This window comes from Sulfitobacter sp. CB2047, from assembly GCF_000735125.2.
Lineage (GTDB): Bacteria > Pseudomonadota > Alphaproteobacteria > Rhodobacterales > Rhodobacteraceae > Sulfitobacter > Sulfitobacter pontiacus.
Map to the genome: position 1 here is coordinate 1834284 of NZ_CP072613.1, position 24413 is coordinate 1858696.

The window sequence follows — 24413 nt, forward strand, 5'->3', positions numbered from 1 at the left end:
CCCACTCCACTCTTGCCACGCAGGCCATCCGCCCATAATCAGTCTGCATGACAGATATCTCCCATGACCGCCTTCTCATCATCGACTTCGGCAGCCAGGTCACCCAGCTGATCGCCCGCCGTTTGCGTGAACTTAATGTGTTCTGCGAAATCCACCCGTTCAACACGGTGGATGATGCCTTTCTCAAGGATTTTGCGCCCAAGGCGGTGATCCTGTCGGGGGGGCCGTCCTCGGTCTTCGCCGAAGGTGCGCCCATGCCACCGCAATCGGTGTTCGAGCTTGGCGTACCGATCCTTGGCATCTGCTACGGCCAACAGGTCATGATGCATTGCCTGGGCGGCAAGGTTGAACGCGGTCACGGCACCGCTGAATTCGGACGCGCCTATGTGACCCCCTCCGAGGCCCGTCTTGAGCTGTTGGAAGGCTGGTTCCTCACCGAGAAAGAGCAAGTCTGGATGAGCCACGGCGATCACGTCAGCGCCATCGCGCCCGGTTTCGAAGTCTACGGGACCTCGCCTCACGCGCCTTTCGCGGTCACCGGCGATGTGTCGCGCAATTTCTATGCCGTGCAGTTCCACCCCGAAGTGCACCACACCCCCAATGGCGCGCGCCTGTACGAAAACTTTGTGCGTCTCGCGGGTTTCAAGGGCGACTGGACGATGAGCGCTTACCGCGACGAGGCCATCGCTGCGATCCGTGAACAGGTCGGTGATCAAAAGGTCATCTGCGGTCTGTCCGGCGGGGTCGATTCCTCGGTCGCGGCCGTGCTGATCCACGAAGCGATTGGTGACCAGCTCACTTGCGTCTTCGTCGACCACGGTCTGCTGCGCAAGGGCGAGGCCGAAGAGGTCGTCACCATGTTCCGTGACAACTACAACATGCCGCTGATCCACGCCGACGAACAGGAACTGTTCCTGGGCGAGCTGGATGGCGTGTCCGACCCCGAAACCAAGCGCAAGATCATCGGCAAACTGTTCATCGACGTGTTCCAGAAGCATGCCAAGGAAGTCGGCGATGCCACCTTCCTCGCACAGGGCACACTGTACCCCGATGTCATTGAATCGGTGTCCTTTTCCGGCGGGCCGTCGGTGACAATCAAATCGCATCATAATGTGGGCGGCTTGCCCGAAAAGATGGGCCTCAAGCTGGTCGAGCCGCTGCGCGAACTTTTCAAGGACGAGGTGCGCGAGCTTGGCCGCGAGCTGGGTTTGCCGCCGTCGTTTATCGGCCGCCATCCCTTCCCCGGCCCCGGCCTCGCAATCCGCTGCCCCGGCGAGATCACCCGCGAAAAGCTCGACATCCTGCGCGAGGCGGACGCGGTCTATATCGACCAGATCCGCAAGCACGGGCTTTACGATGAAATCTGGCAAGCCTTTGTGGCGATCCTGCCGGTCCGCACCGTGGGTGTGATGGGCGACGGGCGGACCTATGATTTTGCCTGTGCCCTGCGGGCCGTCACCTCGGTCGATGGGATGACGGCGGATTACTATCCGTTCACCCACGAATTCCTGGGCGAGACCGCAACGCGGATCATCAACGAGATTCCGGGCATCAACCGGGTGACCTACGACATCACGTCGAAACCTCCCGGCACGATTGAATGGGAATGATCTGAATGGCTGTGATCGGCCGCATGACAAAGATGCCTCCGGCGGGGATTTTTTTCCATTTGGAAGAGAGACCGTGACCCCGACGCTAAGAGCGGCTTTGTGGATGATGGGGTCGATCACGTCTTTCTCTGCGATGGCCGTCGCCGGGCGCGAGCTTGGCGGCAGCCTCGATACGTTCGAGATCATGATGTACCGGTCGCTGGTGGGCGTGATCGCTGTGTTTACGCTCGCGACCGTTTACGGGACCTGGGGGCAGATCAACCGGCGCGATTTCGGCACGCAGATCGGGCGCAATCTGGCGCATTTCACCGGACAGAATCTGTGGTTCTACGCGGTTACCGTGATCCCGCTCGCGCAGGTCTTTGCGCTTGAATTCACTTCTCCGCTTTGGGTGATTGTCCTGTCGCCGCTGATTTTGGGCGAACGGCTTACCAAGGTGCGGGCATTGGCGGCGGTTCTTGGGTTTATCGGCATCCTTTGTGTTGCCCGCCCGACGATTGCCGGGCTGAATGCCGGCGTGATCACGGCGGCGTCCTCGGCGATCTTCTTTGCTCTGACGATCATGCTGACCAAGCGGCTGACGCGCAGCCAGACGATCACCTGCATCCTGTTTTACCTGACGGTAACGCAACTGGTTTTTGGCGTGATCATGGCCGGTTACGACGGGGATATCGCGGTGCCCGAGGTGGCACAGATGCCGCTTTTGTTGCTGATCGGCGTCGCAGGGCTTATGGCGCATTTCTGTCTGACCAACGCCTTGTCCATTGCGCCTGCGACGGTGGTCGTTCCTATCGACTTTGTCCGCCTGCCCCTGATCGCCGTCATCGGAATGCTGGTCTATGCCGAGGCCTTGGATATCTGGGTTTTCATCGGCGGCGCGATTATCTTTGCCGGCAACTACATGAACCTCTGGATCGAATCTCGCCGCGTTTCGTAACGAAACTGCAACAGTTCTGGCATAGGGGCGCAGACTTCCCCTTGGTCAAGAATTGACAGATTGACGCACCCTGCTCTTCAGTTGCTGTATAAAATGTGGCTGCGTGTTGTGGCTGCATCGCTTCTGGGGAGGAGTATTTAGAGATGACGTATCGAGTAATCGCAATGGCGGCCCTGTTGGGCAGCGCATCGACGGTGCACGCGGGGGGGATCGACCGGTCGGGTCAGTCGATCACGGCCCTGTTTGAAAGCGGCCGTTATGCTGAGTTCAGCCTTGGGTCGGTGTCGCCGAATACATCGGGGGTGGGTGCAGGGCCTGCGTCCCCAGTCACGCCGACGCCAGGCGCAAACTCCGGCAACATGACGGATAATTTCTTTACCTTTGGTGCGGCGTACAAAGCTGACATCAACGATCAGCTGTCCTACGCGATTATCTATGACCAGCCTTTTGGTGCTGATGTGGAGTACCCTACGGGAACTGGGTATTTCGCCCAAGGGTCCACGGCCGAGTTCAACAGCCACGCGCTGACAGGCCTGTTGCGCTACAAGATGCCGAACAACTTCAGTGTGCATGGCGGTATTCGGGTGCAAACCATTGAAGCCAGCGCTGCCATCCCCTTCATCGCGAACTACAGCGTGGACGGAGACCGTGATACAGGCGTCGGGTATGTTGCCGGTGTCGCGTACGAAAAGCCTGAAATCGCGCTGCGCGTGTCTTTGACTTATAATTCCAAGATCAGCTACGATGTCCGCACATCCGAGAATTCGCTTATTGGATCCAATGTAACTGAAACAGAGGTAGAAACACCTCAGTCGGTTAACCTTGAATTCCAAACCGGCGTTGCAGCAGACACGCTTGTCTTCGGTGGTGTCCGTTGGGTTGACTGGTCATCATTCGAAATCGCGCCAAACGATTACTCAACCCTTACAGGCGGTGGAAAACTGCTGAGCTACGAAGACGACGTCTACACCTACTCCTTAGGTGTCGGTCGCCGACTGAGTGACACGTGGTCCGTTGCGGCGTCCGTCGGTTACGAGAAATCCAACGGTGGCTTTTCGAGCAACTTGGGACCGACTGACGGCAACAAGAGCCTTGCATTGGCAGCGACCTATACGCGCGACAGTATGAAAGTTACGACCGGCATCCGCTACATCAACATCGGTGACGCGGAGACGACGCTCGGTGGCGGTCAGACCGCAGCGACATTCGAAGATAACGACGCTGTCGCGATCGGTGTGAAAGTCGGCTTCACCTTCTGAGCCCTACCACAGCAACGCTCTATCAGCCCGCCCCAGCAATGTGGCGGGCTTTTTCTTGGGGGCGCGATGTCTGATGTCTCGTGGCCGATGGCTCGCGTCTGGTGTCTCGGCACAGGCTAGGCTACTCATTGCGAAACAAGACGTTCCAAGGATGACGACCCATGCTCTACCCCTCTGCCGATGCGTGGCGTGCCGCGCCGCATAAACATGTGCTGGTCTTTGGCATGTCGGGTCTGGGAAAAACGCATATGGCGCATCTGCTGCGGCAATCGGGGGGGTGGTTCCACTACTCCATCGACTACCGGATCGGCACGCGATACTTGGGTGAAACCATCGCCGACAACGCCAAGGCCGAAGCGATGAAGGTGCCGTTCCTGCGGGATCTTCTGCTGAGCGACAGCATCTACATCGGGTCAAACATCACCTTTGATAATCTTTCGCCCGTGGCGACCTGGCTGGGCAAGCCCGGCGATGCGGCCAAGGGGGGATTGCCGATGGCGGAATATGCCTCGCGACAGGAAGCGTTCAAACAGGCGGAGATCGCAGCCCTGCGCGACACCGGCCATTTTGCCCGCCGTGCGCAGGCGCTTTATGGGTACCCGCATTTCATCTGTGACACCGGCGGCTCGATCTGTGAATGGGTGGACCCCGATGACGACAATGATCCGCTGATGCAAACCCTGTCGGCGGAATGTCTGCCGGTCTGGATCAAGGGCGACGATGCCCACACCCAAGAGCTGATCCGCCGCTTTGACAAAGCCCCCAAGCCGATGGCCTATCAGCCCGAGTTCCTGCTGCGGGTGTGGAAAGAATATCTGCGCGAAAACAACTGCCAAGAGGATGATGTCGATCCGGATGCCTTTATCCGCTGGACCTACGCCCAAGCGCTTGCCCACCGACAGCCGCGCTACGAGGCGATGTCGCGATGGGGGGTGACCGTGACTGCCGATCAGGTGGCCGGGCTCAAATCCGAGGATGATTTCAACGACCTGATCGCGGGGACGTTAAGCGCGTGACCCTTGGCGCCCTCTGCGCGGGCGCTTATCTAAATCCGGCGCAGATGATGCAAGACCTGAGCCCCTAGACGTGGAATACTGACATGCCGATTAAACTGCCTTCCGACCTGCCTGCCTATGACGTGCTGACGCGCGAAGGTGTCATGGTGCTGGATGAGGAAATGGCGGCGCGTCAGGACATCCGGCCTTTGCGCATTGCCTTGCTGAACCTGATGCCGAAAAAAATCCAGACAGAAAACCAGTTCGCGCGGCTGATCGGGGCCACGCCCTTGCAGATCGAATTCAGCCTGATCCGCATGTCCGACCACCAGTCGCGCAATACGGCCGCAGATCACCTTGAAAGCTTTTACCGCCCGTTCGAGGAAGTCACCCACGAGAAATTCGATGGGCTGATCATCACCGGTGCCCCGATAGAGCATCTGGACTTTGATGACGTCACCTATTGGGAAGAGCTTACCCGCGTCTTTGACTGGACCCAGACCAATGTCCATTCGACCTTCGGCGTGTGCTGGGGTGGCATGGCGATGATCAATTACTTCCACGGTATCAAAAAGCATCTGTTGGAGGAAAAGGCCTTCGGCTGCTTCCGCCACAGCAACCTTGAACCGTCGTCACCCTATCTGCGCGGGTTCTCGGATGATCTGGTGGTGCCGGTCAGCCGTTGGACCGAAATGCGCGCGGCAGAGGTCGACGCCGTGCCCAGCCTGACCACCCTGCTCGGCAGTAAGGAGGTCGGTCCCTGTCTGGTCGAGGATGCAGGGCATCGGGCGCTCTATATCTTCAATCACCTAGAATATGACCGCGACACATTGAAGGACGAATATGACCGCGATGTCGCCCAAGGCACGCCGATCAACGTGCCCTGCAACTATTACCCCGATGACGACCCTGCACAGGTCCCGCTGAACCGCTGGCGCAGCCATGCGCATCTTCTGTACGGCAACTGGATCAACGAGATCTACCAGACCACGCACTACGATCTGAACGACATCGGTCGCAGCAATTTTGGGACGTAGCATGCTGTTGATCCTGACGCTGGTCGCCGTGGGCTTGGTGATCGTGGTGCACTGGCGGGCCAGCGCGCGCGAGGCTGCGGCCAACGCCGCCTACCCGCCGATTGGCGAGCTGATCGATATCGACGGCGTGAAGGTCCATGCCAAGGTGCAGGGCAGCGGGCCGGATCTGGTGCTGATCCACGGGGCGTCAGGGAATATGCGGGATTTCACCTTTGACATGGTGGACCAGCTTGCCGACCGCTACCGCGTTATCCTGTTCGACCGACCGGGGCTCGGCTGGACCGACAACCTGCCCCAGCACGCGGGCGCATGGAATGCCACTGCGGCCACACCCCATGAACAGGCCGCGCTGTTGCAAAAGGCAGCGGACAGGCTTGGGGTGAGCAACCCGATCGTGCTGGGGCACAGCTACGGCGGCGCGGTGGCGCTGGCGTGGGGGCTGTCGCGGCCCGATGACACGGCGGCGCTGGTGCTCGTATCCGCCGTGTCCGAGCCGTGGGAAGGTGACCTTGGCTGGCAGTACAAGATCACCGGTTCGGCCTTTGGGTCGGGTATTGTGATCCCGCTGGTCACCGCCTTTGTGCCGCAGGGATTTGTACGCGCCAGCGTCGGCGCGATCTTTGCCCCGCAAGCCACGCCTGACGGCTATAGTGACCACATCGGCACCGGCCTGTCCCTGCGGCGGATGTCCATGCGCGCCAATGCGCAACAGGTGAACACGCTGCTGCCCGAGATCAAGAAGATGGTCCCGAAATATGATACGCTGACCATGCCGGTCGAGCTGATCCACGGCACCGCAGACACTATCGTCCCGCTGGATGTCCACGCGGCAATCGCAACGCCGCAACTGCCCGACGCGGTGCTGACCACCCTGCCCGGCATTGGCCATATGCCACAACATGTGACCCAACCCGACGTCATCGCCGTCATTGACCGCGCAGCGACACGTGCGGGTTTGCGCTAGGGGGCAGAACGCTCCATAAGTTAGGGTGAACAGGATATTTGAGGAGGCCCCCATGGACCTGCCCTTTGACGGTGCGATCAGCGCCTATTTCGAAAACGACGCGCCCGCGCCCATCAACAAGGCGATCAAACGCGCCGATAAGGACGATATCCTGAGCGACAGCTACCCCCATTCCGAACGTCTGGGGCGCAAGCAATATGACCGCGAGATGGATCGGCTCCAGATCGAACTGGTCAAGCTGCAAGCATGGGCGCGCGACACCGGCACGCGTATCGCGATGATCTTTGAAGGCCGCGACGCTGCGGGCAAAGGCGGCACCATCTCGCGCTTCCGTCAGAATTTGAACCAGCGTTCCGCCCATGTGGTGGCCCTGCCCAAACCCACCGAAACCGAAGCAGGTCAATGGTATTTTCAACGCTATATCAAGCATTTGCCGACCGCCGGTGACATGGTGTTCTTTGATCGCAGCTGGTACAATCGCGGCGTCGTCGAACCGGTTTTCGGCTTTTGCACCGAGGCCCAGCGTGAAGCTTTCTTCGATCAGGTTGTCCCGCTGGAAAAGATGCTGGTGGACGACGGGCTACACCTGTTCAAATTCTGGCTCAACGTAGGCCGCGGCGAACAGCTGCGGCGGATGCTCGCGCGCGAAGGCGACCCGCTGAAACAATGGAAGCTCAGCATCATCGATGTCAAAGGGCTGGCGAAATGGGACGCCTATAGCGCCGCGATCAAGGACACTCTGCAGCGGTCCCATACGCCGCAGACCCCGTGGACGGTGATCCGCTCTGACGATAAACGCCGCGCGCGGCTGGCAGCGATCCGGACCGTGCTCCACGCGTTTGACTATACAGGCAAAGATACCAAGGCGATCGGCGCGATTGATGACCAGATTTGCGGCGGGCCGGATATCTGGGATGCCTAAACGCGGCTATCACCACGGCAACCTGCGACAGGCGCTGATCGACGGCGCGCTCAAACTGATCGAGGATCGCGGCCCCACGGGGTTCACCCTGTCAGAGGCGGCGAAACAGGCGGGTGTCACCCCCGCAGCCGTCTATCGCCATTTCGAAGGCCGCGAAGACCTGATCGCCGAAGGCGCGTTGCAAGGCTATGATATCTTTGCCGAATTGATGGAAGCCGCGTATCAATCCGGCCAGCCTTCTGCGCTCAAAGCGTTCGAGGCGACGGGCCGTGCCTATCTTGCCTTCGCCCGCGATTATCCAGGTCATTACATTGCGATGTTCGAAAGCGGCATTTCCGTCAACCGCACCCCCGATCTGGCCGCCGCTGCGGCGCGGGCCAATGGGGTGCTGGAACAGGCCGCAAGCGATCTCAGCCAGCATATCCCGTTGGAAAAGCGGCCGCCCGCCTCGATGTTCTCCGCCCATATCTGGGCGCTGAGCCACGGTGTGGTTGAACTCTTCGCGCGGAATTCCCCCGGCAGGGCCTCGCCCTTTCCCGCAGATGATCTGCTGGAAAGCGGCATTGGCATCTACCTGCGCGGCCTTGGTCTGGTAGGACCGGACGACTAGGCGGCGATCTCCGCCAAGGCCTGCGCCGCGATCTCGAAGGATTTGACCCGCGCGGCGTGGTCGTGGATCTGCCCTGTCAGGATCAATTCATCCGGTTGATATGTCTCAATCATCTGCGACAGTTGCCGCGCGACGCGCTCGGGGCTGCCCACGGCAGTCACCCGCAGGGCCTGATCGACGGCCTGACGCATCTGCACGCCAACTTCGGCATCAATATCGCGCACGGGACGCGGCAGCTTGCCCGGTTTGCCGGTGCGCAACCGCACAAAAGCCTGCTGCATGGAGGTCCGAAGGTAGGCCCCCTCTTCATCGGTATCCGCCGCGAAAACATTCGCCGCCAACATGAAATGCGGTTTCTCCCACTGCGCCGAGGGTTTGAAATCGCGACGGTAAATCGCCACGGCGTCCTCCAACGCATCAGGGGCGAAATGCGAGGCAAAGGCATAGGGCAGCCCGAAATGCGCCGCCAGCTGCGCGCCATAAAGCGAAGAGCCCAGGATCCACACCGGCACATGGGTGCCCTGCCCCGGATGCGCCATCACACGCGCCCCCGCAGGGGCCTCGCCAAGATAGCCGATCAGCTCGGCCACATCTTCGGGGAAATGGTCGCCCCCTTGCATCCCGCGCCGCAAGGCATGGTACACGGCCTGATCCCCACCGGGCGCGCGCCCAAGGCCCAGATCAATCCGGTCTCCATGAATCGTGGCAAGCGTGCCGAACTGCTCTGCAATCGCCAGCGGCGCGTGGTTCGGCAACATGATGCCCCCCGCGCCCACACGGATGCGAGAGGTGTGATCCGCCACATGGCCGATCAACACCGATGTCGCGGCAGAGGCGATCCCCGGCATGTTGTGATGCTCTGCCATCCAGTAGCGATAATATCCCGCCGCTTCGGTCCGCTTTGCCAGATCAATCGTATTCGCAATGGCCTGGCGGGCATCTGACCCTTCGGGCACGGGGGAAAGATCAAGGACTGAATATCGCATGGGGCGGCTCCGTTTTTAACGCATCCATTACCTAAGCACGCGGTCTGGAAAACAAAACCACCCCGCCGGCTTCATTTTGCGAAATAAACTCTCCCCGAAGGGTCGGCTGGCCGCAGGCGCATACGAAAAAGGCCGCCCCGGCAGGAGCGGCCTTTTCCAAAAACTGTAAAGTAAAGCTTAACGCTTGGAGAACTGGAAGCTCTTACGCGCTTTCGCACGACCGTACTTCTTACGCTCAACAACACGGCTGTCGCGTGTCAGGAAGCCTGCCGCTTTCAGCGCGCCGCGCAGGGAGGGATCGTAGAGCTGCAGTGCTTTGGAAACACCGTGCTTCACCGCGCCCGCCTGACCGGACAGACCGCCACCTTTCACAGTTGCAACAACGTCGAACTGACCGTCGGTGCCTGTGATGGTGAATGGCTGTGCCAGGATCATCTGCAGAACGGGGCGTGCAAAATATTCGTTTTGCGCTTTGCCGTTTACGATGACTTTACCGGAACCTGGTTTGATCCAAACGCGGGCAACCGCATCTTTACGCTTACCGGTTGCATAGGCGCGGCCTTGCGCGTCACGCACGGGCTCGCGTGGGGTCATTTCAACTTCTGTCCCCTGAACGCCACCGATGTTCTCGGTTACGGCCGCTTCGAGGCCTTCGAGTGTTTTGATTTCATCAGCCATGCTTATGCACTCCGCGTGTTTTTAGAGTTCATGGATTTCACGTCCAGAACCTCGGGGCTTTGCGCCTCGTGGGGGTGTTCGGAACCGGCGTAAACGCGCAGGTTGGTCATGATCTGGCGGCTCAGGCGGTTGCCGGGCAGCATGCGCTTGACCGCTTGGGTCACAACACGCTCGGGGTGCGCACCTTCAAGGATCTGAGCTTTGGTACGCTCTTTGATCCCGCCGGGGTGGCCAGTGTGCCAGTAGAAGTTTTCTTCACGCTTCTTGCCGGTCATCTGGATTTTCTCGGCATTGATCACGATGACGTTGTCGCCGCAATCCATGTGAGGTGTGTAGGAAGGCTTGTGCTTGCCGCGCAGACGCATGGCAATGATCGACGCAAGACGGCCAAGGACGACGCCTTCAGCGTCGACGATGATCCATTTCTTGTCGATATCTGCCGGTGTTGCAGAAAAGGTTTTCATGGAGGGAATTCCCGTTACTTTGGTGAAAGGGTCCGAAACCGAACCCCGCTATCTGATGGCTGGGTTATAAACACGCCCTTCGCCACGTCAAGCGCCACATTCCCTATTTTTTCACACAAAAACAACGCTTTGCAAATTAGGTATTATTATACCCCACAAAAATCACACGCTCAACTGCTCGGGTGGAGAGTCCAGCAGATGTCGCAGGCGCATGATCGCATCCTCAAAACTGTGCAGCGCCACGCCTGCGTTGATCGCAAGCCGCACTGCATGGGGCGCGCGGGCATCGCGGCAGACAAATTCCTCGGCCGAGCGGATTTGCACACCCTGCCCTTCAGCCGCCTGACAGAACGCACCCGCCCGCCAGCCAACCGGCAGGCTCAGCCATAAAAACGGTACATTGGTGCGCCACGCTACATCATATCCGCCCAGTATATTCACCGCGCTTTGGACATAGGCGTTAAAGCCCTGACGCGTGCCTTCGGCGATGGCGTCGATATCTGGATGTACCAGCAGCTTGGCACAAAGGTCGATCAACGGGGTCGCAAGGCCAAAGCAATTGTACTCGGCCACGCGACGCAGATCGGGTGTGCGCTGGCGCGGGCCGATGGCGAAACCGATACGCAGCGCAGGGGTCAGGGTCTTGGCCAGCGAAGAGACATACCAGCCGCGTTCGGGGGCAAGCATCCGGTAGGTCGGCGCACGCTCTACGCGCATGCGATAACAATCGTCCTCGACAATTTGAAAGTCATGTTTGCGCGCTACTTCAACCAGCGCCTCGCGGCGCGCCACAGGTGTGAAACCGGCGGTCGGGTTATGGACTTCGGGCGAGGTGCAGAAAATCTGAAGATCATGGTTCCGCGCCACCTCGTCCAGCGCTTCGGGGATCACGCCGTCTTTATCCATGGCCACCGGAATGACATCGGCGCGCAGCAGCTCGCCCGCGCGGCGGAAACCGGGGTACGACAGCTCTTCAATCGCTATGGCGGGGCGTCGACCTTGCAGGATGGACTGGAACACGAGAGACAGACCGTTTTGCCCGCCGTGAGACAGGATCACATCGGCTTCGGTAAAGGATCCCAGCGGCGTGCCGGCCAGCCATTTGACCACGGCTTCGCGGGCGGGGCGCGCGCCGGTGCGGCTGGGATAATGCATCACACCTGACGCCGGATCCTGAGCGACCTCGGCCATCAGATTGCGGATTAGCGTCGCCTGCCCCGCCGATGGGAGGTGCGGCGAGAACATGTTCACGGCATAGGTATCCGCGGGGTAGTTCTTTGTCCCTTGATGCACGTGGTGGGCGATCACATCCATCTCGATCGGGCTGTTGCGATCGGGGGTCGTGGGCGGCAGCGCGACAAAGGTGCCGCGCCCGACCTCGGCCTGCAACGTCCCGCTTTCGGTCAGCATCGTATAGGCCCGTGCCACGGTCCCCGGCGTAACGCCAAGCTTCCATGCCAGTTCCCGCACCGGCGGCAGTTTTTCCCCCGCCGATAAAGCGCCGTTCGAGATACCGTTTCGTATCATTGTAACAACGGCTTTGTATTTAGGGCCAGGCCCGTCAATTTGATCAGGTCGCCAAATTGTACCCATTACAATGTTTTCCTTTTCAAAATGTATCGCATTTTGTACCCCTTTGTTACGGCAAAACGTAACATTGTGTCAATACAATTCAGAAATAGGAGATTCTCATGACACAGACCCTGACCCTCAACCACGAAACTGTGGCAATCCTGAACCAGCGCAGCACACCGTTTGCCGCTGTTCTTGCGGTCAAATTTGCGGTCTGCGTCACGAAGATGGCATCGCGTCGCCGGACACGCAAAGCGCTCGCACAGCTTGAGCCTTGGCAGTTGGCAGACGTGGGACTCACACCGCGACAGGCTCATGATGAGTCTATTCGGGTGTTCTGGAAGGCGTAACGTCCCTGTGGCGCAGTCCAGACCTCTTCACTCGGGCCGGTAAATACCGGCCCTTTTTTCGATTGTACCTGTCAGTGTGGGGTACAATCAGCGTGGCGGAATGGCATAGGTCAGCGATGCCCGCGCGACAGGGTCGTCCAGCCCTTCGGAATAGACCAGCACATCACAAATCGACAGAAGTTTGCCAAGCTTGAGCAACCGCGTCTTGGCGATCAGATCGGTATTGGCCGCGGGTTTGCGCATGAAATCGATCGAACAGTTTGTGGTCACCGCCAGCGCTTTGGGCCCGATTCGCGCCAAGGTCATCAGATAGGCGCTGACATCGGCCAGCGCGAAGATCGACGGGCCGGACACGGTGCCGCCGGGGCGCAGGTGCCGGTCCGCGGTGAGCAAACGTGTGGTCAGATCCGTCTCTCCGACATGGTCGATGGCGAAATCATCGGCGACCTGCTTGAACACGTCTTTCATAAAAACCGCGAGCGCATCGGCATCCATCATAATTGGCATACTTGTCCTCCCTCATATGTCGCGGCTAGGCTCAGGGAAAAGCGGGAGGGGTTCAAGATGACAATGGTCGAAATGGCATGTGACGGTGCGGTAGTCCGGTTGACGATGAACGCGCCGGACCGGTTGAACGCGCTGTCGGACGAGATGCTTGCCGCGTTGCAGGCGCGTCTGGACGAGATCGCGCATCGCCCTGATATACGGGTCGTCATCCTTGCAGGGGCGGGTAAAGCGTTCTGCGCCGGGCATGATCTGAAGCAGATGACGGCGTTGCGCGACGCCAAGGATGGGGGTGTCGCCGGCTTCCAAGACCTGTTCGAACGCTGCGCCCGTCTGATGGCGCGCATCCAGTCCCTGCCCCAGCCCGTGATCGCGCAAGTCCACGGCATCGCCACGGCCGCGGGATGTCAGCTGGTCGCGACCTGCGATCTTGCGGTCGCGGCCGAGGATACGCGCTTTGGCGTGAACGGGGTGAATATCGGCCTGTTCTGCTCGACCCCGATGGTCGCGCTCAGCCGCAATATCCCGCGCAAACAGGCGTTCGAGATGCTGACCACGGGCGAGTTTATCGATGCAGCCCGCGCCCGCGAACTGGGGTTGATCAACCGTATTGCCCCACCAGACGAGCTTGGGACGCAGACGACAGCGCTGGCCCAGCAGATCGCGGACAAGCTGGGCACAGCGGTCAAGATCGGCAAGCAGGCCTTTTATGCGCAGCTCGCCATGCCGGTCGCGCAAGCTTATGTCTATACAGGCGACGTGATGGTGGAAAACATGCTCAACCCCGACACGGCCGACGGCATCGCGGCCTTCCTGGAAAAACGCACCCCTGAGTGGGATCAGTAAGCCGGAAACAGACTGTTTCCGATGGTGCCGCACAGATCACGAATTCGTGCTTTCAATTCGGGCGCTTTTGTGGCACAAATAAGACAAGGCAGATGCCTTGATGATTTTGGGTCGCCGCCGGCGGAAGGTCCCTCCAGGTCAGCCTCTCACTGACCGACCGTTCCCGCAGCGGCGACCCCAAAAATCCCCCTTCACATTCAATCGACATGTTTGACGGTCTAAAGGGCGGCGGGCACGCGTTTCGCGACAGGCACCGCTGGCTATTGCACCGCGACAGCCCCTGCCCTACATCGCTGGCATGACACATACACTCCATATCATCGGCGGCGGCATGGCCGGATCAGAGGCCGCCTGGCAGGCGGCGAACGCGGGCATTCAGGTTGTGCTCCATGAAATGCGGCCCAAGGTCGGCACCTTCGCGCATCAGACGGGGCTGCTGGGGGAAATGGTCTGCTCCAACTCCTTCCGCTCGGATGATAATGAACAGAACGCCGTGGGGCTGCTGCATTGGGAGATGCGTGCCGCCAACGGGCTGATCATGGCAACCGCCGAGAAACACCGCCTGCCCGCCGGCGGTGCCTTGGCGGTGGACCGTGATCCCTTCGCGCAATCGGTGACAGATGCGCTGATGGCGCATCCAAATATCTCTGTCGAATATGGCGAGATCACCGATCTGCCGCGCGAGGGTCACTGGATCATCGCGACCGGCCCGCTGACCTCGGGCGATCTAGCGCAGTCTATCGCCGCCGAAACCGGTGCCGAGGCACTGGCCTTTTTCGACGCGATCGCGCCGATCATCTATCACGACAGCATCGATATGAGCAAAGCGTGGATGCAATCGCGCTATGACAAGGGCGAGACCGAGGAAGAGCGTACAGCCTACCTCAACTGCCCGATGACCAAGGACCAATACGAGGCGTTCATCGACGCGCTGCTGGCCGCGGATAAAACCGAATTCAAGGAAGGCGAGACGGCGGGTTACTTCGACGGCTGCCTCCCGATCGAGGTGATGGCCGAACGCGGACGCGAAACGCTGCGCTTTGGCCCGATGAAGCCCGTCGGCCTGACCAACCCCCATGATCCCGACAATAAACCCTATGCCGTGGTGCAGCTGCGCCGCGATAACAAGCTGGGCACGTTGTATAATATCGTCGGCTTCCAGACCAAGATGAAATACGGGGCCCAGACCGAGGTGCTGCGGATGATCCCGGGGCTTGAAAATGCCTCCTTCGCGCGGCTCGGCGGTATCCACCGCAATACTTTCCTGAACTCGCCCACGCTGTTGGACGATCAGATGCGTCTGCGCAGCCAGCCGAACGTGCGGTTTGCTGGGCAGATCACCGGTGTCGAAGGCTATGTGGAAAGCGCTGCGATGGGACTGCTTGCCGGGCGTCTGGCCGTGGCCGAGATCAAGGGCGAAGCGGCCGCACCACCCCCGCCGACCACTGCGACCGGCGCCTTGATTACCCATATCACTGGCGGCGCGGATGCGAAAACCTTCCAGCCGATGAACGTCAACTTTGGCCTGTTCCCACCGGTCGAGGGGCTGAAATCCGGCCGTCGCGGCCGCAAGGATCGCTATAAAGCCTACACCGACCGCGCCAAGACAGACTGGCAGGGCTGGTTGGACGGCACCACGCCCGCAGCATGAGCTTTCGCACCCGGTTCGCGCCGTCGCCCACCGGGCCGCTGCATCTGGGGCACGCCTATTCGGCGCTGGTGGCCCACGATATGGCGCGCGCGCAAGGCGGCAGCTTTTTGCTGCGGTTCGAGGACACAGATCTGGAGCGATCAAAGCCCGAGTACATGCGCCAAGCGTTGGACGATCTGGCGTGGCTGGGCATCACATGGGATGCACCACCGCTGATGCAATCCGAAAACCTTGATGTGTATAATCAAAGTGTTGAGGCGCTTTCTTCACGTGGGTTGACCTATCCCTGCCGCTGTAGCCGCAAAGATATTGCCGCCGCACTCGCCGCGCCGCAGGAAGGGGCACCGCATAGCGTCTATCCGCAAACCTGCAAAACGCGTAGCATGGACGACCGCGGACCGAATGACGCCATCCGCCTGCATATGGACCGCGCAGTTGAACAGGCGTCAGACGGGTTGGGGTTCATAGAGGACGGGCCGCTACACGCTGGCCCCCATCCCCTTGATCATGCAGCGCTTTTGACGGAGATCGGTGATATCGTGGTGGGTCGCAAAGACATCCAGACCGCCGCCTACTTCCTTGCCTCTGCCATCGACGATATCCGCGAGGGGATCACCCATGTGGTGCGCGGCGTGGACCTGTTTGACTTCACTCAGGTGCAAGTGTTGCTGCTGGATCTGCTGGGCCACAAACCTCCGCGCTATTTCCACCACGATCTGATCCGTGATGAAAATGGCAAGCGGCTGGCAAAACGCGATGACGCGCGCGCAATCTCCTTGTACCGGAGAGAAGGCGCGTCACCACAAAATATTCGTTCAATGATAGGGCTTTAGCGCCTATTCATCATCCATTACGTCAAGCGTGATACGTTCGGCACCATCCTCGACCAGCGTGTAAAAGCAGCTTCGCCGTCCTGTGTGACAGGCCGCCCCCGTCTGGTGCACCTTCACCAGCAGACAATCGCGGTCACAGTCGATGCGCAGCTCGACCAGCTCTTGCACGTGGCCGCTGGTGTCGCCCTTGATCCAGAATGACTGACGCGAGCGGCTCCAATAGGTGACGCGGCCGGTTTCCAGCGTTTGGGTGACGGCCTGCGCGTTCATCCACGCCATCATTAACACCTCGCCCGTGGTCGCATCCTGTGCAATCGCGGGGATCAGCCCTGCTTCGTTGAATTTCAATGTGCTGGTGTCAAAGTCCATCGCCGTGCCTTCAGTTTGTTTTTGCATCATCCGCGTGAAGGCTTATGTAAGGGTTAACGACACAGAGGAACAGCCATGAGTGACGAGACAGACCTGATCAAGCTATACTCGGCGCGGATTTTGGGGCTTGCGGCTGACATCCCACATCTGGGGCGCTTGGAAAATCCCGATGCCAGCGTCACGCGGCGCTCGCCCCTATGTGGGTCCACCGTCACGGTCGATGTCGTGGTCGAAGACGGCACGCTGGCGCAGATGGGGCAGGATGTGAAGGCCTGCGCGTTGGGGCAAGCCTCTGCCGCTGTGGCCGGTGCGGCGGCAGTTGGTGCGACGTTAGATCAGATCCAGACGGCGCGGGATCAGTTGAAAGCGATGTTGAAAGGCAAAGGCCCCGCGCCCGACGCGCCCTTTGACGGGTTCGAGGTGCTCACCCCCGCGGTGGCCTATAAAAACCGTCATGCCTCCATCCTGCTGACGATAGAGGCGTTGGCCGAAGCGATGGAACAGACCCAAGAGGTTGCGCAAAACGGCTAGGCCCGTTCCGCGGCGAGCTGTGCAAATAGCGCCGCGGCGGCGCTGCCGCCCGAGCGGCGAACGCCCCCCGCGAACGCCTGCAAAAAAAACGCCGCACATCCGGGCAGGATGGCGGCGTAAGGGTGCGGTGACCGTGAAGGCTCGTTTTGATCCGTGACAGAGGGGACAACTCGGGCACAGGGACGAAGGTATTGCGGACTTCGCCAACGCATAGAGTTTGGGACAGATGCGCGGGCTAGATCAAAACAACACGGTTTACGCAGGCAGAAGTCAAACGAAGGCGGGAAGGTGCAGACCGACCACGAGGATGACAACCAAGGCAGCCGCCCCTGCGGCATCTTGCAACAGCGTGTCTTTCGACCGTTTGGCAATGGCTTTGACTGTAAGGATCGTGGTCATTTGCGTTCTCCCGTTTCCGTTGCCTATTTGTTCTCATTTTCAAACCCCTGTGTAAAGAACTTTATGAGAACAAAAGAGAACAAAATGGGATTAAATTGCTAACCCACTGATATCAAACGGATCGCCTCGTCCTGGCGCATCAGCCACAACAGCAACCGGGCGGCTTTGCCGCGCGGTGTGGTCAGATCAGGGTCCACAGCCAGCAAGGCGCGCGCATCCGATTGGGCGACCTGCATCAAACCCGCCTGTTTCTCCAGATCCGCCACCCGAAACCGCGGTACGCCGGATTGCGCCGTGCCGATCAGATCACCGGTCCCGCGCATCTTCAGGTCCGTCTCGGCGATCACAAAACCATCCTCGCTTTCGCGCAAAACCTCCAGCCGCTGGCGGCCGCTTTCGCTGAGCGGGGCTTGATACATCAGCAAGCAGGTAGAGGCCGCCTGCCCCCGTCCCACGCGCCCGCGCAGCTGGTGCAGCTGTGCCAGCCCGAAACTTTCGGCGCGCTCGATCACGATGATGCTGGCGTTCGGCACATCGACGCCCACCTCGATCACCGTGGTGGCGACCAACAGCTTGGTCTGCCCTTGCTGAAAGGCACGCATGGCCGCGTCTTTATCGGCGGGTGGCATCTGCCCATGAACCAGCCCGACCACGCCTTCGCCCAATGCCGCACGCAGATGTTTGAACCGCTCTTCTGCGGCGATCAGATCGCTGACCTCGCTTTCTTCGACCAGCGGGCACACCCAATAGGATTGCCGCCCTTCGCTGATGGCGGCGCGCAAGCGGGTCACGACCTCCTCCATCCGGTCGGTGGCAATCAGGGCGGTGCGGATGGGCTTGCGCCCGGGCGGCTTTTCATCCAGCACAGACACGTCCATATCGCCATACTGCGCAAGGGCCAGCGACCGCGGGATCGGCGTCGCGGTCATGACCAAAACATCGACGGCCTGCCCTTTTTTGCCAAGCTCAAGCCGCTGGCGCACCCCGAAGCGGTGCTGTTCATCCACCACCGCAAGACGCAGATCGCCAAAGGCGACATCGGCCTGAAACACCGCATGGGTGCCCACAAGGATCTGGATCGCGCCGCTTTCCAGCGCGCTCAGCTTGGCGCGCCGTTCGGGCCCTTTGTCGCGTCCGGTCAAGAGCTCCAGCACCACACCCGCTTGTTCGGCCAGGGGGCGCAAGCCTTCAAGGTGTTGACGCGCAAGGATTTCTGTCGGGGCCATCAGCACGCCCTGCCCGCCTGCCTCGACCGCGCGCAACAATGCCATGAAGGCGACCAGCGTTTTGCCCGCGCCCACATCCCCCTGCAGCAAGCGGTTCATCCGCGCCCCGCTGGCCATGTCCTTTGCAATCTCGGCGATGGCGCGGGTCTGTGCACCGGTGGGCGCGTAGGGCAATGCGCCAAGCACGCGCTGCTGCAGGTGGCCATCCCCAACCGTCTTGCGCCCCGCCTTCCGCCGGTCCTTGGCGCGCGCAAGGGCAAGCGTCAGTTGATGGGCGAGCAATTCATCATAGGCCAGCCGCGCCCGCGCTGGTGCCGCGGCAGAAAGGTCAGCCATGTCGTTCGGGGCGTGCGCCTGGTGCAGCGCATCGGGAAAATCTGGCCAGTCCTCTTGGTTTTTCTGATTGGGATCAATCCATTCGCCGACCTCTGGCACCCGCGACAATGCGGCCCGCGTGGCCTTATACATCAGCTTTTGCGTGATCCCGCTGGTTAGCGGATAGACCGGTTCAAACGTCGGAATATCGCCCGCCTCGGCCTCGGGTACGACGAAATCCGGGTGCACCATCTGGGGGATGCCGTCAAAAAGCTCTACCCGCCCCGACACCACGCGCCGTGACCCTTCGGGCATCTGCCGTTTCCAGTAATCCCCGCGCGCGTGAAAGAAGACCAGCTGAAAGGCGGTGGCGCTGTCTTCGACATGAATACTGTAGGCCCCGCCCTTGTTTGCAGGGGCCCGATGCGCGCCAACGGTGACCGCTACGGTGACAGTGGCGGGCAGGATCGCATCCTTGACACTGGGCTGCAGGCGTCGGTCGATGCCGGAATACGGCAGCGTGAACAACAGGTCCCGCGGGGCCATCACCCCAAGCTGGGCAAAGTTCTGCGCGGTCTTCGGCCCGACCCCTTCCAGCGTTTCGAGCTTGGCAAAGAGGGGAAAAAGCGCCTCGGGCCGGCCGGTCATGCGCCGTCGATCAGCGCAAGCCAGCCGTCCTCGTCCAATGTCTGAATGCCCAGATCCGCAGCTTTCTTGGCCTTGGAGCCAGCCCCCGGCCCCGCGACCAGAATATCGGTTTTCGCACTGACCGAGCCAGAGACCTTGGCACCCAAACGTTCGGCGCGCGCCTTCGCCTCGGCGCGGGTCATTTTTTCAAGCGTACCGGTGAAGACCACGGTTTTTCCCGCCACGGGGGACCCTTCGGTATCAGGGCGCGCCACATCCTGCACCGACAGTTCCGTTACCAGCCGGTCGATCGAGGCACGTTCGGCCTCTTGGGCAAAGGTGCTTACCAAGCTTTGCGCCATGACCTGACCGATGCCGTCCACACCGATCAGATCGTCCCAGGCGGGGCCAACCCCGGATTTTGCATGGCCCATTGCAGCCTCGAACGCGGTCCAGCTGCCGTAATGCTGCGCGATCAGGTTCGACGCCGCTTCGCCAACATGGCGGATGCCAAGCGCAAAAATCAGCCGCGACAGGGGAATTTTGCGTTTATCCTCAATGGCCTGAAACAGTTTATCGGCAGATTTCTCGCCCCAGCCCTCGCGGTTCTTGAGCTGCTGCATGCCGCTGCCATATCGCGCCTTTAGCGTGAAGATATCCGCCGGTTCCGCGATCCAGCCATCGGCATAGAATTGCTCGACCTGTTTCGCGCCCAGACCGTCAATATCAAAAGCCGCGCGTGATACGAAATGTTTCAGCTTTTCAACCGCTTGGGCAGGACAGATCAAACCCCCCGTACAGCGACGCACCGCGTCACCTTCCTCGCGGATGGCGTCGCTGCCACATTCCGGGCATGTCGTTGGATAGACATAGGCTCTAGCGTCCTCGGGTCGCTTGCCAAGGTCCACATCCGCGATCTTGGGGATCACGTCCCCCGCACGGTAGACCTGCACCCAGTCGCCGACGCGGATATCCTTGCCGTCGCGGATACGGGCCCCCTTACTGTCGAGCCCTTTGATATAATCCTCGTTATGGAGCGTCGCATTCGAGACAACGACGCCCCCCACGGTCACCGGCTTCAACCGCGCCACCGGCGACAGCGCGCCGGTGCGGCCGACCTGAATGGTGATATCCTCCAGCCGGGTCCAGGCTAGTTCTGCAGGGAATTTATGCGCAATTGCCCAACGGGGGGTGGATGAGCGAAAGCCAAGCCGGTCTTGCAACGCCAGATCGTTCACCTTGTAGACGACGCCGTCGATATCATAGCCAAGCGTCGCGCGTTGCTCTTCGATCTTACGGTAATGCGCGATCATCTCTTGCGGACCATCGCAGAGCGTCGTCAACGGGTTGGTGTCAAACCCGAATGCCTTAAGCCGCTCTATCGCTTGAAACTGCGTTTCGGCCAGAGGCGCGGACAAGGCCCCCCAGGCATAGGCGAAAAACGCCAGCGGCCGTGCGCGGGTAATCTCGGGATCCAGCTGGCGCAAGGATCCGGCGGCGGCGTTGCGCGGATTAGCAAAGGTCTTGCCGCCATTGGCCGTCTGTCGGGCGTTCAGCGCATCAAAATCGTCGTGGCGCATATAGACTTCGCCTCGCACCTCAAGCAGCGCCGGTGCGCCCTCGATCCGCGTCGGAATGGTATCAATCGTGCGCGCATTGGCGGTGACGTTTTCCCCGACGGCACCATCCCCACGGGTCGCGGCCTGCACCAGATCCCCGTTTTCATAGCGCAGCGACAGCGACAGCCCGTCAATCTTGGGCTCTGCGGTGAAGGCCAGCGGCGTGCCGCTTGGCAGCCCCAGATATTTGCGGATGCGCGCATCGAAATCGACAACATCCTCATCCTCGAAGGCATTGCCCAAGGACAGCATCGCCACGTCATGCCGGACCTTGCCGAACCCTTCCGCCGGGGCGGCACCGACCTTGTCGCTGGGGCTATCAGCGCGTTTGAGGCCGGGAAACCGTTCCTCGATCGCCTGATTGCGACGTTTCAGGCGATCATATTCCGCGTCTGACAGGTCGGGCGCGTCCTGCGTGTGATAGGCCGCATTCGCCCGCCCCAACAGGTCAGCCAACCGCGCCAATTCGGCTTTGGCCTCCTCTTCGGAAAGCTCCTGAAGTGCGGTTTTATCAGTCACGGTAAGCCCCAGCCTGCTGTTTCAACTGGGGTCTAGATACGCAGGGAACTCCCCCGCGTCTAGAATATTTCCCTTGCCTTTGTGGCTAGCCGCCGACGGCCAATCTTTCCTGTTCGGGGTAGCCCATGGTGGCCGGATCGCGCAGTACATAGCCCCGGCCCCAGACCGTCTCGATGTAATTCTCGCCACCCGTGGCATTGCTAAGCTTTTTACGCAATTTGCAGATGAAAACATCGATAATCTTGAGCTCGGGTTCATCCATGCCGCCGTAAAGATGGTTCAGGAACATCTCTTTCGTCAGGGTCGACCCTTTGCGCAGGCTCAGCAGTTCGAACATCTGGTATTCCTTTCCGGTCAGATGCACGGGCTTATCCCCCACGGTCACCGACTTGGCGTCCAGATTGACCGACACGCGCCCGACGTTGATCACCGATTGCGAATGGCCCTTGGACCGCCGGATGATCGCATGGATCCGCGCCACCAGTTCTTCGCGGTGGAAAGGTTTGGTCAGATAGTCATCAGCACCAAAGCCGAACCCCTTGATCTTGTTTTCTGTGTCGTCAGAGCCGGAGAGGATCAGGATCGGCGTCTGGATCTTGCTCAGCCGTAATTGGCGCAAGACGTCATGCCCGTTCATATCCGGCAGATCCAGATCCAGCAGGATCAGATCGTAGTCATAGAGCTTTGCCAGATCGATGCCCTCTTCCCCCAAATCGGTGGTATAGGTGTTCAGATTGGCATGGGTCAGCATCAGTTCGATGCTTTTGGAGGTGGTTGGGTCATCTTCGACCAACAGTATTCGCATGTGTCTCACTCCGCTCAAATGGATTTGGTATAAAAGGCACCGTGAACAAAATAGTTTAACCACTCGTTAATAGTGCTCAACTTGTTAGGCGAGCAACTTAAAGTTGTCTATACTTTTGTAGCGCTGTGGCCCGCAAAGCCGCCTCCCCATGTTCAGAGACAGCGCGCACCCATTCGACAAATTCCGCCCGCCCCACACCATAGCGTTCTTCCGCATCCGCCTCAGTGATCAGCCCGTATAACACACCGCGCACCACCGCAGCCTTGCGCGATGCGACCCACCGGCGGGTATTGCGATCCGGCAGATCCGCAAGGCTAAAGCTGGACCCGTCGGGCAGGGTAACCGCCCTGGGTCGTTCGACCTTTTTCAAATACACTCGTTTTCCCCTTTTCACCCCTTACACATAAGACGCGCGCCCACTGTTCACGGCCCGTTCTTGATCCGGTGCAGGCTAGGTCGCCGCATGTTAACGACCCGTGAAGTCGCCCCTTGAGAGTACCGCTAATTTTCCTATATTAAGCCTCAAACCTCCCGGAGTATTCTCATGCCGCTTGATCGCACCCCGCCGCTCAATTCGTTGGGCTTTGCCAAAGCACCTGCCGACACCCGCGTCGTTGTGGCGATGTCGGGCGGTGTCGACAGTTCCGTGGTCGCCGCCATGCTGGCCGAGGAAGGCTATGACGTCGTCGGCGTCACCCTGCAGCTCTACGACCACGGTGCGGCACTGGCGCGCAAAGGGGCCTGCTGTGCGGGCATCGATATCCATGACGCGCGGCGTGTCGCGGAATCCATGGGGTTCCCGCATTACGTTTTGGATTATGAAAACGTGTTCAAGGACGCCGTGATTGACGAATTCGCCGATAGCTATCTGGGCGGGGCCACGCCCGTTCCCTGCATCCGCTGCAACGAACGGGTGAAGTTCAAGGATCTGCTGGAAACGGCCAAGGATCTGGATGCCGATTGCATGGCGACCGGTCACTATATCCAACGCAAGATGGGTCCCGACGGGGCCGAACTGCATTGCGCCGCCGATGCCAATCGTGATCAAAGCTACTTTCTGTTCTCGACCACGCCCGAACAGTTGGACTATCTGCGTTTCCCCCTTGGCCACCTGCCGTCAAAAAACGACACGCGGGCGCTGGCGGCGAAATACGGGCTGAGCGTGGCGGACAAGCCCGACAGTCAGGATATCTGCTTTGTTCCGAATGGCGACTACGCCTCGGTGATCCGCAAACTGCGCCCCGAAGCCGCCAACCCCGGCAATATCGTCGACACCGACGGCAATGTGCTGGCGCAGCATGACGGGGTGATCAACTACACCATCGGGCAGCGCCGTGGCCTTGGCATCGGCGGCTTGGCCGACCCGCTTTATGTGGTGAAACTTGATGCGGATAATGCGCAGGTCGTCGTGGGGCCGAAATCAATGCTGGCCACCCGAACCGTGCCCGTGAAAGAGATTAACTGGCTTGGTGACACCCCGCTCATGTCGCAAAGCGAATGGCCCATTGCTGTGCGCGTACGCTCTACCCGCCCTCCGACAGACGCGATCCTGCGTCCGATCTCGGATACCGAAGCCACGGTAGAGCTGCTCACCCCCGAGGAAGGGATCTCGCCGGGTCAGGCTTGCGTCTTCTACGACCCCGAAAGCACCCGCATCTTCGGCGGCGGCTGGATCCACAAAGGCTAACCCCTTCCAAATGGTTTAAAATCCCGAGGAGTTTGAGGGGCAGCGCCCCTCATATGGGGTCGTGAGTTTGAGGGGCAGCGCCCCTCATTTTACTCTAT

The 24413-nt window shown here is 60.2% G+C and carries 25 protein-coding genes; 14 read left to right on the forward strand and 11 right to left on the reverse strand.

The genetic code is table 11. From position 1 onward, the window contains the following. Positions 1-47: 47 nt before the first annotated feature. The 8 genes from guaA to IV89_RS09100 all read left to right on the forward strand — a co-directional run bounded on the left by guaA (position 48) and on the right by IV89_RS09100 (position 8334). On the forward strand, positions 48-1610 hold the full coding sequence (guaA, locus tag IV89_RS09065; RefSeq protein WP_005853474.1) for a glutamine-hydrolyzing GMP synthase: 1563 nt from the start codon (positions 48-50) through the stop codon (positions 1608-1610). A 73-nt stretch (positions 1611-1683) separates the two neighbouring features. Then, a complete protein-coding gene (locus tag IV89_RS09070; protein ID WP_037966355.1) occupies positions 1684-2547 on the forward strand; it encodes a DMT family transporter in 864 nt (287 codons plus the stop codon). Between the two features lie 143 nt (positions 2548-2690). Further along, a complete protein-coding gene (locus IV89_RS09075; RefSeq protein ID WP_037944246.1) occupies positions 2691-3806 on the forward strand; it encodes an outer membrane protein transport protein in 1116 nt (371 codons plus the stop codon). A 161-nt stretch (positions 3807-3967) separates the two neighbouring features. Then, positions 3968-4822, forward strand: a complete 855-nt coding sequence (locus IV89_RS09080) for an ATPase (RefSeq protein ID WP_037944245.1) — start codon at positions 3968-3970, stop codon at positions 4820-4822. 83 nt (positions 4823-4905) lie between these two features. Then, entirely contained in the window at positions 4906-5838 is a 933-nt protein-coding gene (gene metA, locus IV89_RS09085) for a homoserine O-succinyltransferase (protein WP_005853468.1), read from the forward strand. 1 nt (position 5839) lies between these two features. Continuing rightward, positions 5840-6802 carry an alpha/beta hydrolase gene (locus IV89_RS09090; RefSeq protein WP_037944244.1) on the forward strand — a complete coding sequence of 321 codons (963 nt, stop codon included), beginning with the start codon at positions 5840-5842 and terminating at the stop codon, positions 6800-6802. 52 nt (positions 6803-6854) lie between these two features. Further along, complete coding sequence (gene ppk2, locus IV89_RS09095; RefSeq protein WP_037944243.1) at positions 6855-7724, forward strand: polyphosphate kinase 2; 870 nt, start codon at positions 6855-6857, stop codon at positions 7722-7724. Then, the gene (locus IV89_RS09100; protein WP_005853462.1) at positions 7717-8334 is read left to right on the forward strand and encodes a TetR/AcrR family transcriptional regulator; all 618 of its coding nucleotides are present in this window, start codon (positions 7717-7719) and stop codon (positions 8332-8334) included. The genes ppk2 and IV89_RS09100 overlap by 8 nt, the downstream gene beginning before the upstream one ends. Here IV89_RS09100 and IV89_RS09105 read toward each other — a convergent pair. The 4 genes from IV89_RS09105 to IV89_RS09120 all read right to left on the reverse strand — a co-directional run bounded on the left by IV89_RS09105 (position 8331) and on the right by IV89_RS09120 (position 12055). Continuing rightward, positions 8331-9320 (reverse strand): LLM class flavin-dependent oxidoreductase, encoded by a 990-nt coding sequence (locus IV89_RS09105; RefSeq protein ID WP_037944242.1) that lies wholly within the window; start codon positions 9318-9320, stop codon positions 8331-8333. The two genes, IV89_RS09100 and IV89_RS09105, sit on opposite strands and share 4 nt — an antisense overlap. A gap of 177 nt (positions 9321-9497) precedes the next feature. Then, the gene (rpsI, locus tag IV89_RS09110; protein ID WP_005853459.1) at positions 9498-9998 is read right to left on the reverse strand and encodes a 30S ribosomal protein S9; all 501 of its coding nucleotides are present in this window, start codon (positions 9996-9998) and stop codon (positions 9498-9500) included. Between the two features lie 2 nt (positions 9999-10000). Next, on the reverse strand, positions 10001-10462 hold the full coding sequence (gene rplM / locus IV89_RS09115; protein ID WP_005853457.1) for a 50S ribosomal protein L13: 462 nt from the start codon (positions 10460-10462) through the stop codon (positions 10001-10003). 162 nt (positions 10463-10624) lie between these two features. Next, complete coding sequence (locus tag IV89_RS09120; RefSeq protein WP_037944240.1) at positions 10625-12055, reverse strand: PLP-dependent aminotransferase family protein; 1431 nt, start codon at positions 12053-12055, stop codon at positions 10625-10627. Between the two features lie 98 nt (positions 12056-12153). On the opposite strand from IV89_RS09120, the gene IV89_RS09125 reads away from it, so the two are divergent. Continuing rightward, complete coding sequence (locus IV89_RS09125) at positions 12154-12384, forward strand: DUF1127 domain-containing protein (RefSeq protein ID WP_005853453.1); 231 nt, start codon at positions 12154-12156, stop codon at positions 12382-12384. 87 nt (positions 12385-12471) lie between these two features. Here the strand turns inward: IV89_RS09125 and IV89_RS09130 are convergent, their stop codons facing one another. Next, positions 12472-12891, reverse strand: coding sequence for a PaaI family thioesterase (locus IV89_RS09130; RefSeq protein WP_005853451.1), 420 nt, complete (start codon positions 12889-12891; stop codon positions 12472-12474). Positions 12892-12948: 57 nt separating this feature from the next. Between IV89_RS09130 and IV89_RS09135 the strand changes: the two genes are divergently transcribed. From IV89_RS09135 to gluQRS, 3 genes are all read left to right on the forward strand, one after another. After that, a complete protein-coding gene (locus IV89_RS09135; protein ID WP_037944239.1) occupies positions 12949-13734 on the forward strand; it encodes an enoyl-CoA hydratase in 786 nt (261 codons plus the stop codon). Between the two features lie 298 nt (positions 13735-14032). Further along, positions 14033-15385, forward strand: coding sequence for a methylenetetrahydrofolate--tRNA-(uracil(54)-C(5))-methyltransferase (FADH(2)-oxidizing) TrmFO (gene trmFO, locus IV89_RS09140; protein ID WP_037944238.1), 1353 nt, complete (start codon positions 14033-14035; stop codon positions 15383-15385). Further along, positions 15382-16218 (forward strand): tRNA glutamyl-Q(34) synthetase GluQRS, encoded by an 837-nt coding sequence (gluQRS, locus tag IV89_RS09145; protein ID WP_037944237.1) that lies wholly within the window; start codon positions 15382-15384, stop codon positions 16216-16218. Before trmFO ends, gluQRS begins: the two co-directional genes overlap by 4 nt. A gap of 3 nt (positions 16219-16221) precedes the next feature. Here the strand turns inward: gluQRS and hisI are convergent, their stop codons facing one another. After that, positions 16222-16587, reverse strand: a complete 366-nt coding sequence (gene hisI / locus IV89_RS09150; protein ID WP_180827671.1) for a phosphoribosyl-AMP cyclohydrolase — start codon at positions 16585-16587, stop codon at positions 16222-16224. A gap of 75 nt (positions 16588-16662) precedes the next feature. Between hisI and IV89_RS09155 the strand changes: the two genes are divergently transcribed. Then, positions 16663-17118: an iron-sulfur cluster scaffold-like protein gene (locus tag IV89_RS09155; protein WP_037944236.1), complete on the forward strand. Its 456-nt coding sequence runs from the start codon at positions 16663-16665 to the stop codon at positions 17116-17118. A 270-nt stretch (positions 17119-17388) separates the two neighbouring features. On the opposite strand, the gene IV89_RS18635 is transcribed toward IV89_RS09155, so the two are convergent. From IV89_RS18635 to IV89_RS09175, 5 genes are all read right to left on the reverse strand, one after another. Continuing rightward, positions 17389-17517 (reverse strand): hypothetical protein, encoded by a 129-nt coding sequence (locus IV89_RS18635; RefSeq protein ID WP_005853439.1) that lies wholly within the window; start codon positions 17515-17517, stop codon positions 17389-17391. Between the two features lie 98 nt (positions 17518-17615). Beyond that, positions 17616-19706 carry an ATP-dependent DNA helicase RecG gene (recG, locus tag IV89_RS09160; protein ID WP_037944235.1) on the reverse strand — a complete coding sequence of 697 codons (2091 nt, stop codon included), beginning with the start codon at positions 19704-19706 and terminating at the stop codon, positions 17616-17618. Then, a complete protein-coding gene (ligA, locus tag IV89_RS09165; protein WP_037944234.1) occupies positions 19703-21823 on the reverse strand; it encodes an NAD-dependent DNA ligase LigA in 2121 nt (706 codons plus the stop codon). Before ligA ends, recG begins: the two co-directional genes overlap by 4 nt. Positions 21824-21908: 85 nt before the next feature. Further along, positions 21909-22628: a response regulator transcription factor gene (locus IV89_RS09170; RefSeq protein ID WP_005853432.1), complete on the reverse strand. Its 720-nt coding sequence runs from the start codon at positions 22626-22628 to the stop codon at positions 21909-21911. 97 nt (positions 22629-22725) lie between these two features. Further along, entirely contained in the window at positions 22726-23004 is a 279-nt protein-coding gene (locus IV89_RS09175) for a DUF1153 domain-containing protein (RefSeq protein WP_037944233.1), read from the reverse strand. A gap of 168 nt (positions 23005-23172) precedes the next feature. Here IV89_RS09175 and mnmA point away from each other — a divergent pair, with 168 nt between their 5' ends. Beyond that, a complete protein-coding gene (mnmA, locus tag IV89_RS09180; RefSeq protein WP_005853429.1) occupies positions 23173-24315 on the forward strand; it encodes a tRNA 2-thiouridine(34) synthase MnmA in 1143 nt (380 codons plus the stop codon). Positions 24316-24413: the final 98 nt, after the last annotated feature.

Coding starts and splice junctions, on each gene's coding strand:
- guaA (WP_005853474.1), top strand. CDS start 48: ATGACAGATATCTCCCATGACCGCCTTCTCATCATCGACTTCGGCAGC.
- IV89_RS09075 (WP_037944246.1), top strand. CDS start 2,691: ATGACGTATCGAGTAATCGCAATGGCGGCCCTGTTGGGCAGCGCATCG.
- IV89_RS09080 (WP_037944245.1), top strand. CDS start 3,968: ATGCTCTACCCCTCTGCCGATGCGTGGCGTGCCGCGCCGCATAAACAT.
- metA (WP_005853468.1), top strand. CDS start 4,906: ATGCCGATTAAACTGCCTTCCGACCTGCCTGCCTATGACGTGCTGACG.
- IV89_RS09090 (WP_037944244.1), top strand. CDS start 5,840: ATGCTGTTGATCCTGACGCTGGTCGCCGTGGGCTTGGTGATCGTGGTG.
- ppk2 (WP_037944243.1), top strand. CDS start 6,855: ATGGACCTGCCCTTTGACGGTGCGATCAGCGCCTATTTCGAAAACGAC.
- IV89_RS09100 (WP_005853462.1), top strand. CDS start 7,717: ATGCCTAAACGCGGCTATCACCACGGCAACCTGCGACAGGCGCTGATC.
- IV89_RS09105 (WP_037944242.1), bottom strand. CDS start 9,320: ATGCGATATTCAGTCCTTGATCTTTCCCCCGTGCCCGAAGGGTCAGAT.
- rpsI (WP_005853459.1), bottom strand. CDS start 9,998: ATGGCTGATGAAATCAAAACACTCGAAGGCCTCGAAGCGGCCGTAACC.
- rplM (WP_005853457.1), bottom strand. CDS start 10,462: ATGAAAACCTTTTCTGCAACACCGGCAGATATCGACAAGAAATGGATC.
- IV89_RS09120 (WP_037944240.1), bottom strand. CDS start 12,055: ATGGGTACAATTTGGCGACCTGATCAAATTGACGGGCCTGGCCCTAAA.
- IV89_RS09125 (WP_005853453.1), top strand. CDS start 12,154: ATGACACAGACCCTGACCCTCAACCACGAAACTGTGGCAATCCTGAAC.
- IV89_RS09130 (WP_005853451.1), bottom strand. CDS start 12,891: ATGCCAATTATGATGGATGCCGATGCGCTCGCGGTTTTTATGAAAGAC.
- IV89_RS09135 (WP_037944239.1), top strand. CDS start 12,949: ATGACAATGGTCGAAATGGCATGTGACGGTGCGGTAGTCCGGTTGACG.
- trmFO (WP_037944238.1), top strand. CDS start 14,033: ATGACACATACACTCCATATCATCGGCGGCGGCATGGCCGGATCAGAG.
- gluQRS (WP_037944237.1), top strand. CDS start 15,382: ATGAGCTTTCGCACCCGGTTCGCGCCGTCGCCCACCGGGCCGCTGCAT.
- hisI (WP_180827671.1), bottom strand. CDS start 16,587: ATGGACTTTGACACCAGCACATTGAAATTCAACGAAGCAGGGCTGATC.
- IV89_RS09155 (WP_037944236.1), top strand. CDS start 16,663: ATGAGTGACGAGACAGACCTGATCAAGCTATACTCGGCGCGGATTTTG.
- IV89_RS18635 (WP_005853439.1), bottom strand. CDS start 17,517: ATGACCACGATCCTTACAGTCAAAGCCATTGCCAAACGGTCGAAAGAC.
- recG (WP_037944235.1), bottom strand. CDS start 19,706: ATGACCGGCCGGCCCGAGGCGCTTTTTCCCCTCTTTGCCAAGCTCGAA.
- IV89_RS09170 (WP_005853432.1), bottom strand. CDS start 22,628: ATGCGAATACTGTTGGTCGAAGATGACCCAACCACCTCCAAAAGCATC.
- mnmA (WP_005853429.1), top strand. CDS start 23,173: ATGCCGCTTGATCGCACCCCGCCGCTCAATTCGTTGGGCTTTGCCAAA.